This window comes from Vibrio sp. OPT18 (assembly GCF_015163615.1).
Taxonomy (GTDB): Bacteria; Pseudomonadota; Gammaproteobacteria; order Enterobacterales; family Vibrionaceae; genus Vibrio; species Vibrio coralliirubri.
In genome coordinates this window covers 47,699-64,366 of the sequence record NZ_JADDYK010000116.1, presented here as the reverse complement: position 1 = coordinate 64,366, position 16,668 = coordinate 47,699, and the positions used below count along the sequence as shown (strand labels likewise).

Below are 16,668 nucleotides of genomic sequence, written 5' to 3'. Positions count from 1 at the left end.
TTTGTTATTGGTGCTTTCCATGCCAAATTTGTTTGTTGTTCATCGTCCTGATGAGTTTTGGCTATCCTTTTCTAACACCTTGTTGCTGGGCTGTCCTAGCCTGATCCTTTTCTGTCTATACCGTTAGACTAGATGATCATCCATATCTAAGTCAGCTCCTAGCTGATGGCGGTTACTTTACCGTGTTACAAAAAGACTACAAGAGTGCGACTTCACACTTTTGTACACAAATCGATCACACATTGATAAATCAGACATAAACCCAAAATGCATTAATAAAACCAATACAAAAGAAAACGCCCCGACCATTACTGATCGGGGCGTCTCTTCAATCTCGCTCGAACGTACATTCCTTTACTCTGGCTAAGAGCAAGAAACCGACAAATTAGTGTAAACCACCAACGTACTTCGATAAGGTATCAATATCAGCGTCTGTTAACTTTTTAGCTACATCACGCATCATCGCATTCATGTCGTTATTACGGTCACCATCACGGAATTTTTCAAGTTGAGCCTTGATGTAATCTGCGTGCTGACCTGAAATCTTAGGGAAACCAGAAAGTTCGGTACCATTACCACGTGGGCCGTGACAAGCAATACACGCCGTTACGCCGCGTTCTGCGTTACCCGCTGTGTAAAGAACCTTACCTTCATCTACTACATTTTCAGGAGTAGAGTTACTAGAGATAGGTAGAGAGGCGTAGTATGCCGCTAGGTCAGCCATATCTTCTTCAGATAAAGGCATCGCCATTGCACCCATTACAGGTTCGTAACGACCTTGCTTACCACCACTTGTCATACCTAGCTTAAGCTCTTTTAACTGCTTCTCTAGATACTTCTCATGTTGACCGGCCAGCTTAGGGTACTGAGTGATCAGACTGTTGCCGTCAGCACCGTGGCAGGCAACACATGTTTGTGATTTGGCTTTACCAGCTTCAATACTACCTTGAGCCCATACTGAGCAGCTGGCTAAAAGACTCAAAATTAGCGCTAATTTCTTCATGACATTCCATTATAATTATCAAGCTTCCAGTACCACTCTATGTTGCCACTCATGGTACAATAGGCGACCTTATGCCGAGCACGGTTATTTTACACAAATTCACAAAAAAGTAATCAATCGACTACACAAAGTCGAGATGGAGTTAACAGTGAGCGTAAAAATTCATTATCAAAACACGCATTTCATTACCAGTGCACCTGATATTCGTCATTTACCAGAAGACGAAGGGATCGAAATTGCGTTTGCAGGACGCTCCAATGCTGGTAAATCTAGCGCGCTAAATCGCGTTACAAACCAAAAAAGCTTGGCGAAAACCAGTAAAACACCCGGTCGAACTCAGCTAATCAACCTATTTAAGGTAACAGACGGTTGTCATATCGTCGATTTACCTGGATATGGCTTTGCTCAAGTACCGCTTGAGATGAAGAAAAAATGGCAGAAGTCGCTAGGTGAATACCTACAACGACGTGAAAGCCTGAAAGGTTTAGTGGTATTGATGGATATCCGTCACCCAATGAAAGACCTTGACCAACAAATGATCTACTGGGCTATCGATAGCCGTATCCCAGTGCAGGTTTTGTTAACAAAAGCAGACAAACTGAAAAGTGGTGCGCGTAAAGCACAGCTACTGAAAATCCGTAACGATGCAAAATCTTTCGGTGGTGATGTTGCGGTTGATGTCTTCTCTTCAATGAAGGGCATCGGCGTTGACCAACTGCGTGCCAAGATGGATGAGTGGTTTGCTCCAGCACTTGCTGATCAAATCATTGATGAGTTAGCGGACGAAGAGCACAACGACTCAGAGTAACTCCTCTACTTATCGCTATAGGTTAGAGCACTGACAACACGTGATTTAGCCTTATCAATACCCCTCCTTATATAGGCGGGGTATTTTTTTGCCCAAAAATTAGTGAGTTAAGCCTAAGTTTTTAGTGTTAAAGATCGGATTTACCCACTAAAACCAATAGAAGTGAACCATACTAAAAGACACATCTAAATAATCAGAACAATGAGAAAGGAATACTCATGTGGAAAACACCATTGGCCATCATTGCACTTATGCTGGTCTCACTGACAGGATTTGCCTCTGAAGCAGAACAAGAACAAGCCCCACTGATCAATGTCGATATGACCTTAGACCTCGATGGCATGGAAAAGTACGCCCAAGATGCGAGTGAGTCTCTTGAGGTGATATCGCAATCTTTGCAGGCGATAGTCAACAACCCCAATCTAAGCGACGACCAGCAACAAGCCCTCAATCAAACCGTTGAAAGCATCAATAAGCTTGCGAGCTCCACCAAGACATCCCTCAATCAACTGCCACAAGCCTTAGACCAATCTCGACTCGCCTTTAAACAAACCAGTCAAATGCTGTTGGATGATATTCAGACCAAGATCATCATTGCGCTGGCGGCCATTATCGCCGTCATTATTATCGCTTTGACCGCTATCTATCTGCTTATCCTGAAACCAATGCAGCAAACCTTGGTAAAAGCGACCAACAATATCTCTTCGATGGCGCAATCCATCCAGATCACCGCCGAAGCTCTGAAATACAGCACCGAGAAACAACAGAAAATCATGGATTACATTGAGCATTCACCGACTCAATACACTGATAAATAAGGCGTGAGCCATCAATCCTTTATCGATAACTTGTAAAATAAAAGTTATTTCAAGTGATAAAACAATCGACTTAGAGACGGATTTAAATTACCAAAAGCTGATCGAATTCCAGATCTAAGGCAAATCAGGGGTTTATCACTGTACTTGAGAAAGTGTAATAAAAGGCACTAAAAATGAGAGGTTTTACGGGGGAATGGTAGGTTGGAAATATTTTTCTTTCGCACAAGAAAAAACGCCCCAGTCAAATACTGACTGGGGCGGCTGAATCAGCCTAATCCAATAACGTGAAACAAAAGGTCTGAAAGATAGAACATCTTACCTCTGTACCCTACGAGATTTAATGTACAACAATTGCTCAGAAATGAAAACAACTTTTGTAGTTTTTTTTCATGAATGTTTTATTAAAACACCTGAATTCTTATTACGACTTAACTTTATTTGAGACAAAAAAAAGCCAGTGTTTGTGCACTGGCTCATACTAATTTGCTTATTAAGGTCAAAAACTGATTAGTGGGCTTGATCCCAGTTGTCACCGTGGCCAGCTTCCGCGACAAGCGGCACTTCTAGCTCTGCAGCAGATTCCATCAATTCTTGTACTTTACTTTCAATTTCGGCTAAAGATGACTCTTCCACTTCAAACACCAATTCATCGTGTACCTGCATAAGCAGTTTCACACGACCATCGCCTTCCGCTTGAATCCACTCATCCACCAACAACATAGCTTTCTTAATGATGTCTGCCGCTGTACCTTGCATTGGCGCGTTGATCGCCGCGCGTTCAGCTGCCTTACGACGCATGCCATTACGAGACTGAATCTCAGGGAGGTGCAGACGACGACCGTAAATGGTTTCAACGAAGCCTTGCTCTGAAGCTGCACTGCGCGTGTCTTCCATATACTGCATTACGCCAGGGTAACGCTCGAAGTAAGTATCCATGTAGTGCTGTGCTTCGCCACGAGGAATACCCAGTTGCTTAGCCAAGCCAAAGGCACTCATACCGTAGATAAGACCGAAGTTAACGGCTTTAGCACGACGACGTTGTTCAGTGGTCACACTCTCAATATCAACACCAATGATCTCAGCCGCCGTTGCCGCGTGGATATCTTTGCCTTGTTGGAATGCTTCCAGAAGCGCTTTATCACCCGAAAGGTGCGCCATGATACGCAATTCAATTTGAGAGTAATCGACCGCTAGAATCTTCCAACCATGTTGTGCAACGAATGCTTGGCGGATACGACGACCTTCTTCATTACGAATTGGGATGTTCTGTAGGTTTGGATCCGTCGAAGACAAACGACCCGTTGCTGTCACCGCTTGGTGATAAGACGTATGAACACGACCCGTTTCAGCGTTGATCATCTTCGGCAGCTTATCTGTGTAAGTCGACTTCAGCTTCGCAAGGCCACGATATTCAATGATCAGCTTAGGTAGCGGGTAATCAAGAGCCAGCTCTTGCAGCACTTCTTCGTTGGTTGAAGGTGCACCTGATGGCGTTTTCTTGATAACCGGCAGGCCCATTTTCTCAAACAGGATCGCTTGCAGCTGTTTTGGCGAGTTCATGTTGAACTCTTGCTCTGCAATCTCGTAGGCTTTCTGTTCTAGCTCATCCAGACGAACCGCAATCTCTTGCGATTGAGCGCCTAGCAACATGTCATCGATGAATACGCCAGTACGCTCAATGCGAGACATTACTGGGATCAGTGGTACTTCAATTTCTTCATAGATGGCTTTTAGCTTTTCATCTTGCTCAATGTTTTCCATCAAACGGTTATGAAGACGTAGTGTCACGTCAGCATCTTCTGCCGCGTATGGAGACGCTTCACCCAGCTCAATCTGGTTGAAAGTAAGCTGTTTCTTACCTTTACCTGCGATTTGCTCAAATGAGATGCAGCTGTGTTGTAGGAAACGCAGCGCTAGGCTGTCCATATCATGCTTGCCACCTACGCTATTGAAAACGTAAGACGCCAACATGGTGTCGTGTTTGATGCCTTTCATCTCGATACCGTAGCGCGCTAGCACACTCATATCGTACTTAAGGTTCTGACCTACTTTCGCTTGTGCGTCATCTTCAAGAATCGGCTTAAGCTGTTCAAGTACCCAATCACGATCCAGCTGCTGCGGTGCATCTAGGTAATCATGGGCAACCGGCACGTAAGCGGCAACGCCTTCTTCAGTCGCGAATGACAGGCCAACGAGGTTCGCAACCATGTAATCTAGGCTGTCGGTTTCAGTATCGAAAGCAAACACTTCAGCCGCTTTCAGTTTCTCGAGCCAAACATTGAATGACGCTTCATCGAGGATAGTTTCGTAGTTGCTGCGATCAATCGTCACGGCAGAGGTGTTCATTTCTACGGTAGAAGTGGTTGATGCCGTATTGCTACGCACTGCGCCCGACTTTTCATCCGCCTCAACCACACCACTGCCACCTTCAAGTAGCTCGTTCAACCAAGACTTGAAGACCAGTTGACCGTATAGCTTAATCAGCTCATCCGTGTTTGGTTGTGCTTTTACTAATGACTCAGGCGTCTCTTCAAGCTCAACATCCAGTTTGATTGTTGCAAGCTCATAAGACATCTCAGCGTTGTCTTTATTATCAATCAGCTTCTTAGCCATGGTTTTTGAACCACGGAAGCCAAGAGCGGCAATATCATCCAGGTTTTGATACAGCTTTTCGATGCTACCAATACCTTGCAGCAAAGCTGTCGCTGTCTTGTCACCGACACCCGGAACACCTGGGATGTTATCGACTTTATCGCCCATCAGCGCAAGGTAGTCGATAATAAGCTCTGGCGGAATGCCAAACTTCTCAATCACGCCTTCACGATCCATGACCACGTTGGTCATGGTGTTGATCAGAGTAACGTTGTCATCGACAAGCTGGGCCATATCTTTATCGCCAGTACTAATAAGCACAGGCATACCCATTGCAGAAGCTTGAGAAGCAAGCGTACCGATCACGTCATCCGCTTCAACGCCGGGAATAGAGATAAGTGGCAAACCCATTGCACGAATCACATTGTGCAAAGGCTCAATCTGGCAACGAAGATCATCAGGCATAGGTGGACGATTTGCCTTGTACTCTGGGTACATGTCATCACGGAACGTCTTTCCTTTCGCATCAAAAATTACCGCAATACGATCAGAAGCAAATTGACGCATCATGCTGCGCAGCATGTTAACTACACCGTAAACAGCGTTAGTTGGGATATCACCATTGCTCATTGTGCCAGGGTAAGCATGGAACGCGCGATATAGGTAAGAAGAGCCATCGATCAGAATCAAAGGATTATCAGGAATACGAGCCATAATGTTTGTGTATCCAGTAAGTACAGAAATTATCTGTTAAGAATGCCACGTCTGTTGGTTGGATTCCACGTTGTCGATCTGTATCCGTTCACTCGGTTGTGTTCGTTATAATCGATTTGTTGTTATTTTTTGTTCTTAGACGCAAGCGTTCTGTGGATAACTCTGTTTATATTATTTATCCACCCTGTTGAGAACTACGGTGAGCAACTCAAAAAGCACCAATAAACAATTGAAAATAAAGAATAATTTTACAGATCGAACAGATGATCAACGATCTTTTCTCGATCTTGCGTTGTGGAAAAGAATGCTGATGGCGTTTTATTCATAAAAATACGTGCCACTAAATATGCATCTTGTTGAAATGGTAGGTATAAAAAAAGCGACACCCGAAGATGTCGCCTAGCAAAAACCGGTAAAGCCATTCAAATTGAATACCACAGCTTTACCTAAAAGCTATAAATTACACTGGAAGCAATGTGAGCAATGTCGTGTCAAAAAGAACTTAGTACAAGTTCGCGAGAATTCTGTTGGGTAACCAAGTAGATACTTGAGTACTTAACATCCTTGTGAACATTTCCTCATTCCCTAAGACGAAGTTAATAATAATGATTCTCATTTAATAGTCAACACTTAAATGATAATAAATCTCATTTAATTTATAAACCGTTAACAGCTGTGCTTAAATTTGCTTCAAAAAATGGATTCTATGCTCATTAATGTCTTCTTTTTCTTCAAATTTTTCGATTAGGTAACCGTTTCTCAATAACAGGCGCAACATTGCAGGGAACTGGTTACGAGACTTAACCTTTAACTGTCTGTAGCCCTGCTCTTTCGCCCACTGTTCCTGAGCATCTAATTGCGCCTGTGCAACGCCTTTGTTCCTCGCGAGCGGTGACACGCCACCAAACCAGCTGTAAAAAGTATCTTGATCCAATTCATAGCCGATCTTAAAACCGAGCAGCACGTCAGCTTCTTCAGCCACTAAAATAAGGTTCTTTTTTCCTGCCAGCCGCTCAGAAAGAGAAGCGACGCTCTCTTTTTTAGCGAACTCAGAGATCTGCTCGACCACAGACACCACTTCTTCTAACGAACCTTCACGTACGACAACTGACATCTTATTCATCCTTATAAACGAAAGGGCTGGCACAATGGCCAACCCTTTACTGATCACTTAAGTGAACTCTACACGATTACTTTTCTTTTAAGTGCTCTGCGGCTTGTGCATTGTCTTCTGCAAGCCACTCAGCCACATCTTTAGCGAAGTAAGTAAGAATGCCATCAGCACCAGCGCGCTTAAAGCACAGCAGTGATTCCATGACGGTTTCACGCTCTTTCAGCCAACCGTTTTGGATCGCTGCTTTGTGCATCGCATACTCACCAGACACTTGGTAGGCAAATGTCGGCGCTTGAAGTTCATGCTTCACACGGCGCACGATATCTAGGTAAGGCATGCCAGGCTTAACCATCACCATGTCGGCACCTTCATTAAGATCCATCGCAACTTCGTGAATCGCTTCATCACTGTTCGCAGGATCCATCTGGTAGTTCTTCTTGTTACCACCTTTCAGGTTCGAAGCACTACCGACTGCGTCGCGGAATGGACCGTAGTAGCACGATGCGTATTTCGCAGAGTACGCCATAATTTGAGTATGAATATGGCCCGCTTCTTCTAACGCTTCACGGATCTTACCAATGCGACCATCCATCATATCCGATGGGGCAACCACGTCAGCACCTGCTTCAGCGTGTGATAATGCTTGCTTGATCAAGACTTCAGTCGTCTCGTCATTCATCACGTAACCATCTTCATCGATGATGCCGTCTTGGCCGTGAGTGGTGAACGGGTCTAGTGCTACGTCAGTAATAACGCCAATGTTTGGCACGTGCTCTTTTAGTAAACGTACAGCGCGCTGCACCAAACCTTCTGAGTTATGAGCTTCAGCTGCGCATAAACTTTTAGCATCTTGGTTCACGACTGGAAATAGAGCTATCGCAGGAACACCCAGCTTTGACAGGTAATCTGCTTCCTCAAGCATGTAGTCGATCGACAAGCGTTCAACACCTGGCATTGACTCGACAGGCTCGCGGCGGTCTTTACCCATCAGGATAAACATTGGGTAGATTAGATCATCCACAGACAATTGATTTTCTGCCATTAGGCGACGGCTAAAGTCGTGCTTACGCATACGGCGCATACGGCGACCTGGGAATTGACCTTGAATTGAAACAGACACTAGATTCTCCTTGCCTAGTCTAAGCACCGAAATACTTAGATATGAAAAGTGCTAAATACAGGCAAAAGCATATCACTGATGGCTCAGGACGCTAGCAGTAAAATATGAAACCCACTCAAAAACAGGGATAAATGGCAAAAAATGACCTTCTCCTCACACTGCCGTATACTCATGACAACTCAGTAAAGACCGCTTTCAGGACAAAACAATGATCGACACCCATGCTCATATTTACGCGAGCGAATTCGATGAAGACCGCGAACAAGTTGTGCAGCGTGCACTGGCTCAAGGGATTGATACCATTCTATTGCCGAACATCGATTTAGAATCTATCGAGCCAATGTTAGCGACGGAAGCGCAGTTTCCTGATGTCTGCCGTTCAATGATGGGCTTACACCCTTGTTATGTGGATGCGAATATCGAGCAAACCCTCAAAACTATTCGAGCTTGGTTTGATAAGCATGACTTCATCGCCGTGGGTGAGATTGGTATCGACTTGTACTGGGATAAAACCTTCAAGGCTGAACAAGAGATGGCGTTTGTGACTCAACTGCAGTGGGCAAAAGAGCTTGATCTACCTGTGGTGATCCATACTCGTGATTCCATTGAAGAGACACTTGCCCTACTTCGTAAAGAACAAGATGGCAGCTTACGCGGGGTATTCCACTGCTTTGGTAGCAGCTTAGAGGAAGCTCAAGCGATCAACGAGCTAGGCTTTCATTTAGGTTTAGGCGGCGTTTCGACCTTTAAGAATTCAGGGATGGACAAGGTGATCCCACATCTCGATTTGGATTACGTCATTCTAGAGACAGATTGCCCATACTTGGCACCAACACCGAATCGCGGTAAACGCAACGAACCAGCCTACACAGAATTAGTAGCAAAACGCATCGCTGAATTGCGCGGAATTACCCTTGAAGAAGTCGAAAACATAACCACCACAAATGCTAAGGTATTGTTTAATTTATGATAAATCTATTAATAAGTAATTATTACGGATTTTTCCTGAATTTATTTGAGAAAGCTCAGTGACATGTATAGTATCAACCACCTGCATATGGAGGTAGTTGATTATGTGTGACCATTCACAACACTTACAACGTCAACATCGAACTCTATGGCATAAAATTTTGGGCATCAAAGAGCTCTATATATGTCAGAACTGTGGCTATCAGTTAAAGATTCGATAAACAGACATAATAAAAAAGCGGCCCTAGGCCGCTTTTTTATTATGTGATTTTTACTGAAGCATTCCGAATCAAGATTCAGCTTCTTCCTCTTCATCCGCATCTGGCTTACGCGTATAAAAGCGTGCGAAGAACAGACCAATCTCAAACAGAATACACATTGGAATCGCCAACAGTGTTTGCGAGATCATATCTGGTGGTGTCAGCATCATACCGATGATGAAAGCACCCACCACAATGTAAGGACGCTTTTCAGACAGAGATTGAGGCGTTGTTGCCCCCGTCCAACACAACAAGATAATCGCAACAGGCACTTCAAAGGCAATACCAAAAGCAAAGAACAGCGCGAGTACAAAATCAAGATAGCTTGAGATGTCGGTTGCGAACTCTACTCCCCCTAATGATATGGCCGTAAAAAAGCCAAATACCAACGGGAATACAATAAAGTAAGCGAACGCCACACCACAGTAAAACAGCAATGAACTTGAAGCCAATAGCGGCATGATCAAGCGTTTTTCATGCTTGTATAAACCCGGAGCAACAAAAGCCCACACCTGATACAAAATAAACGGAACCGCGAGGAATATAGACGCGATCAAGGTTAATTTCAGTGGTGTAAAAAATGGCGATGCAACATCGGTTGCGATCATCGTCGCCCCTTCCGGTAGACGATCTACCAAAGGTGCTGATACGAATTCATAAATATCATTAGCAAAATAAATTAGCCCGACAAATATCACTAGCACCGCGACAATCGCACGTAGTAGGCGATTACGTAGTTCTAGAAGGTGGCTAATTAAAGGCTGTGTCTGCTCAGTCGAAGACATGTCAAACCTCTTAAACAGGAAGATCGAAAAGGAGCCGCGCGTGTATCTATCCAGTTGAATTGGTATCCACTTGAATAGTTATTTATTTGAATAGCTATCTATTTAAACATCTAGCGAATCAAGTATCCGGCGACTCCTCCTTGCGAGACTATTCGGCTTTCTTATCTGACGGTGCTGAAGCTTCGCTGTTGACCTGAATGGTTTCAGATTCCACAGTTTCCGTGACACTAGGTTTAGTCTCACTTGGCTTATCAGACTCAGGCTTAGCATACGGACGTTGAACCTCAGCAGCGGCCTGCTTGAGTTCATCGACTGACGCTTTAAGGTCTGGAGATAAATCTTCCATACCCATTTTTTCCGCCTTGCGTAGGTTTTCTTGCAGCTCTTGCACCTTAAGCTCATGAGAAAGTTCATCTTTCACACTGTTTGCCATGCTTTTCGCTTGTCCAACAAACTTGGAAATACTGCGAATCGCCACGGGCAAACGCTCAGGCCCTAAAACCACTAACCCAACGACAGATATTAATACCAGTTCCCAAAAACCGATATCAAACACGATTTACGCCTGCTCTTTGTCTTTCTTTGTTTCAGCAGTTGTTTCAGCGTGAGCTTCTGTCTTCTGCTGTTCAATATTCTTTGGTTCGAAGTCTGCATCTTTCTTATCTGCAGGCTTGTCTTCATCGCTCATCGCTTTTTTGAAGCCTTTAACCGCTGAACCTAAGTCACCACCCATACCGCGCAGTTTCTTTGTTCCGAATAGCAAAATTACAATTACAGCAATGATTAGAAGTTGCCAAATACTGATACCACCCATTGTCATTGTCCTCGGGTCTGTCTACACATAAAAATATTAAGAGAGTCTACTGTCTAACGACGGTAAGCTCGCCAACTAAGCAACCAAAATGTGACACCTGCGATGCCACAGCCCATAGATAGCTGCTCATAAGGGCTTGAAACTAATATTGCGGAGCATACGACTAAAGTGGCTCCAACGCCAAACAAAAACTTTCCAGTTGCTTGCTGACGCTTACTATCTCGGTAGCCTTGATAAAGCTGATCCATTCTGTGGTTCATCGCTTTACCTTGGCGCAAGCTGTCATAAAGTAGCTCTGGCAGCTCTGGCAGTTTTTCTGCCCAGAATGGCGCGCGCTCTTTTACTGCGTTGATCACAGCTTGCGGCCCCACCTGATTCATCATCCAGGTTTCAAGGAAAGGCTTGGCGGTTGCCCACAAATCAAGTTGCGGATACAACTGACGACCTAGGCCTTCCACATACAACAAGGTCTTCTGCAGAAGTACCAACTGAGGCTGAACCTCCATGTTGAAACGTCTTGCTGTATTAAATAAGTTTAGCAACACATGGCCAAATGAGATCTCGCCAAGTGGTTTTGCAAAAATTGGCTCACACACCATACGGATCGCGAACTCAAAATCATTGACGTTAGTGTCGTGTGGCACCCACCCCGAATCCACGTGCAGCTCAGCAACTTTACGGTAATCTCGATTGAAGAAAGCCAGCAAGTTCTCGGCTAAATAACGCTTGTCTTCGCTGTTGAGCGTGCCGACAATGCCACAATCCAAACCAATCCACTGAGGGTTATCTGGATTCTCTGGGTTAACGAATACGTTGCCCGGGTGCATGTCTGCATGGAAAAAGCTGTCTCGGAATACTTGGGTAAAGAATACCGTCACACCGCGTTCCGCGAGCAATTTCATGTTGGTGCCGTTGGCTTCTAGCGTCTCAATATCGGAGACTTGAATACCATAGATTCGCTCTGACACCATCAGGGTTTCGCTGCTTAGATCAGGGATAACCTCTGGCACATACAGCTCTTCACTGCCTTCAAAATTACGTCGCAGTTGAATGGCATTGGCTGCCTCTCGGCGCAGATCCAATTCATCGAGTAACGTTTTCTCGTACTCGTGAACCACTTCAACCGGTTTCAAACGACGTGCTTCAGGAAGCGACTTAGCGACTATACGCGCCATTCGGTGCATCAGTTTTAGATCTGCGTCAATCACCGGGCGAATATCAGGTCGAATTACCTTCAGAACAATCTCGCGACCGCTCTCTTTAAGCTTTGCGGTATGCACCTGAGCGATAGAAGCAGAAGCCAGTGGCTCGATATCAAAGTCGGTAAACCAGTTATCTAAACTGCCACCGAGCGCCTTTTCCATATCTTGCTTAGCCAGTTGTCCATCAAACGGCGCAACTTGGTCTTGCAACAACGCCAACTGATCGGCGATATGAGGAGGGAACAGATCACGACGTGTCGACATCATCTGTCCAAACTTGATCCACACTGGACCAAGTTCTTGCAGCGCAAGGCGCAAGCGATGACCCAACTCTTTATCTTGATGCTTGTTCTTGAGCCAAAACAGTGACTTTCGCGCCAACAAAGGGGCTTTAGTCAGTTGGTGTTCCGGCATCAACTCATCAAGGCCGTATTCCAACTGTACCTTGATAATATGATAAAGACGTTTCAGTTCTGCTGGGGTCATGCTTTCTCCAACAGAGCATTCAACTTAGCTTCAAGACGAGCAGCGGAGCTTTTTACGTCATCAACTTGGTCGCAAAAGTGCGCGACTTCTAACGGTGCGGGTGCGATCTTCCACTCTTCAGTCAGAACTTGAGCAACATGGTTTTGATGCTTAGTCGCCTGTTTTGTCATAAAGCCACCGACGTTTTTAACGCCTTGGACCAAGGTATGCGCAACCACATCACCCGTTACGCGCGATAACCACTCTTCCAAGTCAGGCTTGCAGTCTGTCATCAGCTGAGCAAATTTCTGAGCCAGTTGAATATCACCTTCTAAGATAAGCTTATCTTGCTTGATCAGCTTGGTGATGTTCGATTGCTCACGCAGTTCAGGTAACACCGATAAATTCAAAGATAGGTAGCAATCAGGCTGCCCTTCATATTCAGACAACACATCAATTTGTTGGCTGAAAACGAAAGTGAGGGTTTTATTCAACTCATTCAAATTAACTTGAATGATCTGCCCCTTTAAACGAGACAAACGACGAACCAAGGCTGGATCATCGTTCACGAAAGTATTTAAAGAGGTTTCAATAACCGCGGTTACCAATGGATCAAATGGCATGACTGTCCTTACCTTTGAAAACGGATAAGCCTTAACCTATCCGTTTTGTCTTTATTCTTATTGTTTAGCACGCCCTAAGAGCCTGCTACCAAGTTCGACTAGAACTTGTAACCGCGGTGCAGCGCAACAATGCCGCCCGTTAGGTTGAAGTATTTAGTATTCTCGAAACCCGCTTCCTGCATCATGCATTCCAAGGTTTCTTGGTTAGGGTGCATGCGGATAGATTCTGCAAGGTAACGATAGCTGTCTGCATCGTTAGCAATCAGCTCACCCATTTTTGGCAACAGGTGGAAAGAGTAGGCATCGTAAACCTTTGATAGTGGCTCAAGTACTGGCTTAGAAAACTCAAGAACCAACAGACGACCACCCGGCTTAAGCACACGGTACATTGAACGTAGCGCTTGGTCTTTATCGGTGACATTACGCAGACAGAAGCTGATGGTAATGCAATCGAAGTAGTTGTCTGGGAAAGGCAGCTCTTCAGCGTTTGCTTGAACGTAATGTACGTTGCCAACAATACCGCTATCACGCAGCTTATCACGGCCAACATTCAGCATTGAGTTGTTGATATCAGCAAGAACCACGTGGCCTTTTTCACCAACGATACGCGAGAACTTCGCAGTCAGGTCACCGGTACCACCACCAAGGTCTAGGATACGTTGACCCGGGCGCACGCCACTGCAATCAATCGTAAATCGCTTCCACAAGCGGTGAACACCACCCGACATTAAGTCATTCATGATGTCGTATTTAGCGGCTACAGAGTGAAATACCTCTGCTACTTTCGCGACTTTTTCGTCTTTTGCGACTGTTTCGAAACCAAAGTGTGTGGTTTCTGACTCTACTGCTGAATTTGTCTGCACGCTTGTGTCCATAATGCTGTTATCTACCATGGTAAGTTCTCATCGACAGCGCTCTTTGTATTTAGAGGCGCTGCGGCCGATTAGTTTACTTTATCCTCAGCAGGTTGTCTTTCTACTAAGGAGGCATTTTCTGAAAAAGCCTCATTTTGCGCCATTTCAGCCAGACCAATCGAGATCGGTTTCTTCACTTCAACACCCAATTGCTTGAAGCTTTCTGCCTGACGAATCACATTGCCACGCCCTGTCACTAGCTTATTCATCGCCCCTTGGTAGCTTTGGTTTGCTCTATCAAGTGAGCTGCCAAGGCCTTCCATATCATCAACAAACAGGCGCAGCTTGTCGTAAAGCTTGCTCGCACGTTCCGCGATAACTTGGGCGTTCTGGTTCTGTCTGTCGTTGCGCCACAGGTTATCAATGGTACGCAGTGCCACCAGCAGAGTGGTTGGGCTGACCAAGATGATGTTTTGCTCCATCGCATCTTTCACCAAGCTAGGATCCGCCTGAATCGCCACTTGGAATGCTGGCTCAACCGGGATAAACATCAATACGTAATCCAGGCTCTGTATACCTTTGAGCTGATGATAATCTTTCTGACTTAAGCCTTTGATGTGCGCTCGCAGTGACACCAAGTGATCGCGTAGTGCAGCATCGCGTTGCTGATCGGTTTCGGCATTGAAGTAGCGTTCAAATGCCACCAGCGCCATTTTCGAATCCACCACCACCTGCTTGTCTTGTGGCAGATGCACAATCACATCCGGTTGATAACGCTTGCCCGCATCGTTTTGCAGGTTCACTTGCGTTTGGTATTCATGACCTTCGCGCAGCCCTGATTCAGCCAGCACCCGTGCCAGTACCACCTCGCCCCAGTTACCTTGTTGTTTGTTGTCACCCTTTAACGCTTGAGTCAGGTTCACCGCTTCACGCGTCATACTCTCATTAAGGCGTTGTAGGTTCTTAAGCTCATGCACCAAAGTATGACGCTCTTTGGCCTCTTGGCTGAAGCTGTCGTTCACTTGTTTCTTGAAGCCTTCCAACTGCTCTCTTAGTGGAGACAACAAACCTTCTAAGCTCTGCTTATTCTGCTGATCGACCTTGGCGGTTTTGGTTTCAAACAATTGGTTCGCTAACAGTTCAAACTGCTGCTTAAGTCGAGATTCGGCTTGTTCTAGTAGTTGCAGCTTTTCGCTATTGGCGAGGTTTTCTTGGTCATGCCTTGCTTCTTGCTCGCGCAGCTCGGCTTCTAATTCAGACTTATGATCTTTAAGCACATTGATCTCATCAGCGTACTGCTGGCGCTCTTGCTTCACAGCCTCAAAGTAGCGCAGCTTTTCCATCGCAGCCATCACCTTACCGTGCGCCTGCTTGAGCTCGAATGCCGCTTTGTCTCGCTCATCATCTAACTCATTGAGTTCTTGTTGCGCCTCTGCGAGTGATGCTTTGAGCTGAGCTTGCTGAGATTCATGCAACAAACGATCGGACTCTAGCTGCTGCTCGAGCAATCGCTGCTGAAAAGAGAGCTTCTGTTTAATCCACCAACCCACCACACCACCGCTGACGAGCGCGCCAGAAATTGCAGCAATAAGCGTTGCCTGATGTTCGATAATCCATTGCATGATAATGATTTAGCCTAATTGGAAATAACTCATTAAATGGTATTTTGATACTGGATAAATGTCCAGTTTGCCGTATTAAAATTCGACAGATAGACTAGGCGCTCCGTATTCTGTCCCATCAAATTAGAATGAGTTGCCATGAACGAACGTCGTGCCTTGGGCTTTGGCCTTTCCGCAGTACTGCTGTGGTCAACGGTCGCTACTGCTTTTAAGCTGACCCTTGCAGAGTTTTCACCTATTCAAATGCTGACCATTGCTAGCATTGTGTCGTCGATTGCGCTGATCGCAGTCTGCGCCTTTCAAGGCAAGCTTTCTCAACTGAGTACTACGTTTCTTTCAAACCCTTGGTATTACCTACTACTCGGCTTAGTCAACCCACTGGCCTATTACCTGATTCTATTCAAAGCCTACGACCTGCTGCCCGCTTCTCAAGCTCAAGCCATCAACTACAGCTGGGCTATCACGCTAACCTTAATGGCGGCGGTTTTTCTGGGGCAAAAGATTCGCAAACAAGATTGGATTGCTTGTACCTTCAGCTATGCGGGTGTGGTAGTTATTGCGACTAAAGGCGATGTATTAGGCATGCAATTCGACAGTCCACTCGGTGTGGCACTGGCGCTGCTTTCTACTCTGCTTTGGGCGGGATATTGGATTCTCAACACAAAAAACAAGGCTGATCCAGTGGTTGGCGTACTGCTTGGTTTCTTAGTGGCATTACCCTTCGCGATCGGTTTAACCATTTTTGAGGGTGAAAGCTTTAGCCAAATTACGGCGAAGGGTTGGATGGCGGTGACTTACGTTGGACTATTTGAGATGGGCATTACCTTTGTATTGTGGTTATCAGCACTCAAGTTAACCAACAATACGGCGCGTATCAGCAACCTGATTTTTGCCTCACCGTTTAT

At 45.4% G+C, this 16,668-nt stretch carries 15 protein-coding genes; 4 read left to right on the top strand and 11 right to left on the bottom strand.

Going from position 1 to position 16,668, the window contains the following annotated elements:
* Window positions 1-385: 385 nt before the first annotated feature.
* A complete protein-coding gene (locus IQQ51_RS26005) occupies window positions 386-1,003 on the bottom strand; it encodes a c-type cytochrome (protein WP_012602993.1) in 618 nt (205 codons plus the stop codon).
* Between the two features lie 148 nt (window positions 1,004-1,151).
* Between IQQ51_RS26005 and yihA the strand changes: the two genes are divergently transcribed.
* Both yihA and IQQ51_RS25995 read left to right on the top strand, forming a co-directional pair.
* The gene (gene yihA / locus IQQ51_RS26000; RefSeq protein ID WP_017060162.1) at window positions 1,152-1,811 is read left to right on the top strand and encodes a ribosome biogenesis GTP-binding protein YihA/YsxC; all 660 of its coding nucleotides are present in this window, start codon (window positions 1,152-1,154) and stop codon (window positions 1,809-1,811) included.
* Between the two features lie 218 nt (window positions 1,812-2,029).
* A complete protein-coding gene (locus tag IQQ51_RS25995; protein WP_193842513.1) occupies window positions 2,030-2,629 on the top strand; it encodes a GTP-binding protein in 600 nt (199 codons plus the stop codon).
* Window positions 2,630-3,136: 507 nt separating this feature from the next.
* Here IQQ51_RS25995 and polA read toward each other — a convergent pair.
* From polA to hemB, 3 genes are all read right to left on the bottom strand, one after another.
* Window positions 3,137-5,935, bottom strand: a complete 2,799-nt coding sequence (polA, locus tag IQQ51_RS25990; RefSeq protein ID WP_122082645.1) for a DNA polymerase I — start codon at window positions 5,933-5,935, stop codon at window positions 3,137-3,139.
* A 679-nt stretch (window positions 5,936-6,614) separates the two neighbouring features.
* Window positions 6,615-7,049 carry a GNAT family N-acetyltransferase gene (locus tag IQQ51_RS25985; RefSeq protein ID WP_193842512.1) on the bottom strand — a complete coding sequence of 145 codons (435 nt, stop codon included), beginning with the start codon at window positions 7,047-7,049 and terminating at the stop codon, window positions 6,615-6,617.
* 76 nt (window positions 7,050-7,125) lie between these two features.
* Entirely contained in the window at window positions 7,126-8,169 is a 1,044-nt protein-coding gene (hemB, locus tag IQQ51_RS25980; protein ID WP_017060158.1) for a porphobilinogen synthase, read from the bottom strand.
* Between the two features lie 208 nt (window positions 8,170-8,377).
* Here hemB and IQQ51_RS25975 point away from each other — a divergent pair, with 208 nt between their 5' ends.
* Window positions 8,378-9,139 (top strand): TatD family hydrolase, encoded by a 762-nt coding sequence (locus IQQ51_RS25975; RefSeq protein WP_193842511.1) that lies wholly within the window; start codon window positions 8,378-8,380, stop codon window positions 9,137-9,139.
* Between the two features lie 288 nt (window positions 9,140-9,427).
* Here the strand turns inward: IQQ51_RS25975 and tatC are convergent, their stop codons facing one another.
* The 7 genes from tatC to rmuC all read right to left on the bottom strand — a co-directional run bounded on the left by tatC (window position 9,428) and on the right by rmuC (window position 15,763).
* Window positions 9,428-10,183, bottom strand: a complete 756-nt coding sequence (gene tatC, locus IQQ51_RS25970; protein WP_017060156.1) for a twin-arginine translocase subunit TatC — start codon at window positions 10,181-10,183, stop codon at window positions 9,428-9,430.
* A 148-nt stretch (window positions 10,184-10,331) separates the two neighbouring features.
* Complete coding sequence (gene tatB, locus IQQ51_RS25965) at window positions 10,332-10,739, bottom strand: Sec-independent protein translocase protein TatB (RefSeq protein WP_048612432.1); 408 nt, start codon at window positions 10,737-10,739, stop codon at window positions 10,332-10,334.
* Between the two features lie 3 nt (window positions 10,740-10,742).
* Window positions 10,743-10,997, bottom strand: a complete 255-nt coding sequence (gene tatA / locus IQQ51_RS25960) for a Sec-independent protein translocase subunit TatA (protein ID WP_017060154.1) — start codon at window positions 10,995-10,997, stop codon at window positions 10,743-10,745.
* A gap of 53 nt (window positions 10,998-11,050) precedes the next feature.
* Window positions 11,051-12,685, bottom strand: coding sequence for a ubiquinone biosynthesis regulatory protein kinase UbiB (gene ubiB, locus IQQ51_RS25955; protein ID WP_017065813.1), 1,635 nt, complete (start codon window positions 12,683-12,685; stop codon window positions 11,051-11,053).
* The gene (locus IQQ51_RS25950) at window positions 12,682-13,287 is read right to left on the bottom strand and encodes a ubiquinone biosynthesis accessory factor UbiJ (protein WP_193842510.1); all 606 of its coding nucleotides are present in this window, start codon (window positions 13,285-13,287) and stop codon (window positions 12,682-12,684) included. The genes ubiB and IQQ51_RS25950 overlap by 4 nt, the downstream gene beginning before the upstream one ends.
* Before the next feature lie 98 nt (window positions 13,288-13,385).
* On the bottom strand, window positions 13,386-14,165 hold the full coding sequence (ubiE, locus tag IQQ51_RS25945) for a bifunctional demethylmenaquinone methyltransferase/2-methoxy-6-polyprenyl-1,4-benzoquinol methylase UbiE (RefSeq protein ID WP_193842563.1): 780 nt from the start codon (window positions 14,163-14,165) through the stop codon (window positions 13,386-13,388).
* A 65-nt stretch (window positions 14,166-14,230) separates the two neighbouring features.
* Window positions 14,231-15,763, bottom strand: coding sequence for a DNA recombination protein RmuC (gene rmuC, locus IQQ51_RS25940; RefSeq protein ID WP_193842509.1), 1,533 nt, complete (start codon window positions 15,761-15,763; stop codon window positions 14,231-14,233).
* Window positions 15,764-15,901: 138 nt separating this feature from the next.
* Between rmuC and IQQ51_RS25935 the strand changes: the two genes are divergently transcribed.
* A partial coding sequence (locus IQQ51_RS25935; protein ID WP_228013264.1) for a DMT family transporter occupies window positions 15,902-16,668 on the top strand: 767 nt, incomplete at its 3' end.

What these genes read in the sequence shown, in the direction of transcription:
- IQQ51_RS25975 (WP_193842511.1), top strand. Translation starts at nt 8,378, where the DNA reads ATGATCGACACCCATGCTCATATTTACGCGAGCGAATTCGATGAAGAC.
- tatA (WP_017060154.1), bottom strand. Translation starts at nt 10,997, where the DNA reads ATGGGTGGTATCAGTATTTGGCAACTTCTAATCATTGCTGTAATTGTA.
- IQQ51_RS26005 (WP_012602993.1), bottom strand. Translation starts at nt 1,003, where the DNA reads ATGAAGAAATTAGCGCTAATTTTGAGTCTTTTAGCCAGCTGCTCAGTA.
- IQQ51_RS25985 (WP_193842512.1), bottom strand. Translation starts at nt 7,049, where the DNA reads ATGTCAGTTGTCGTACGTGAAGGTTCGTTAGAAGAAGTGGTGTCTGTG.
- rmuC (WP_193842509.1), bottom strand. Translation starts at nt 15,763, where the DNA reads ATGCAATGGATTATCGAACATCAGGCAACGCTTATTGCTGCAATTTCT.
- IQQ51_RS25995 (WP_193842513.1), top strand. Translation starts at nt 2,030, where the DNA reads ATGTGGAAAACACCATTGGCCATCATTGCACTTATGCTGGTCTCACTG.
- polA (WP_122082645.1), bottom strand. Translation starts at nt 5,935, where the DNA reads ATGGCTCGTATTCCTGATAATCCTTTGATTCTGATCGATGGCTCTTCT.
- tatC (WP_017060156.1), bottom strand. Translation starts at nt 10,183, where the DNA reads ATGTCTTCGACTGAGCAGACACAGCCTTTAATTAGCCACCTTCTAGAA.
- ubiB (WP_017065813.1), bottom strand. Translation starts at nt 12,685, where the DNA reads ATGACCCCAGCAGAACTGAAACGTCTTTATCATATTATCAAGGTACAG.
- IQQ51_RS25950 (WP_193842510.1), bottom strand. Translation starts at nt 13,287, where the DNA reads ATGCCATTTGATCCATTGGTAACCGCGGTTATTGAAACCTCTTTAAAT.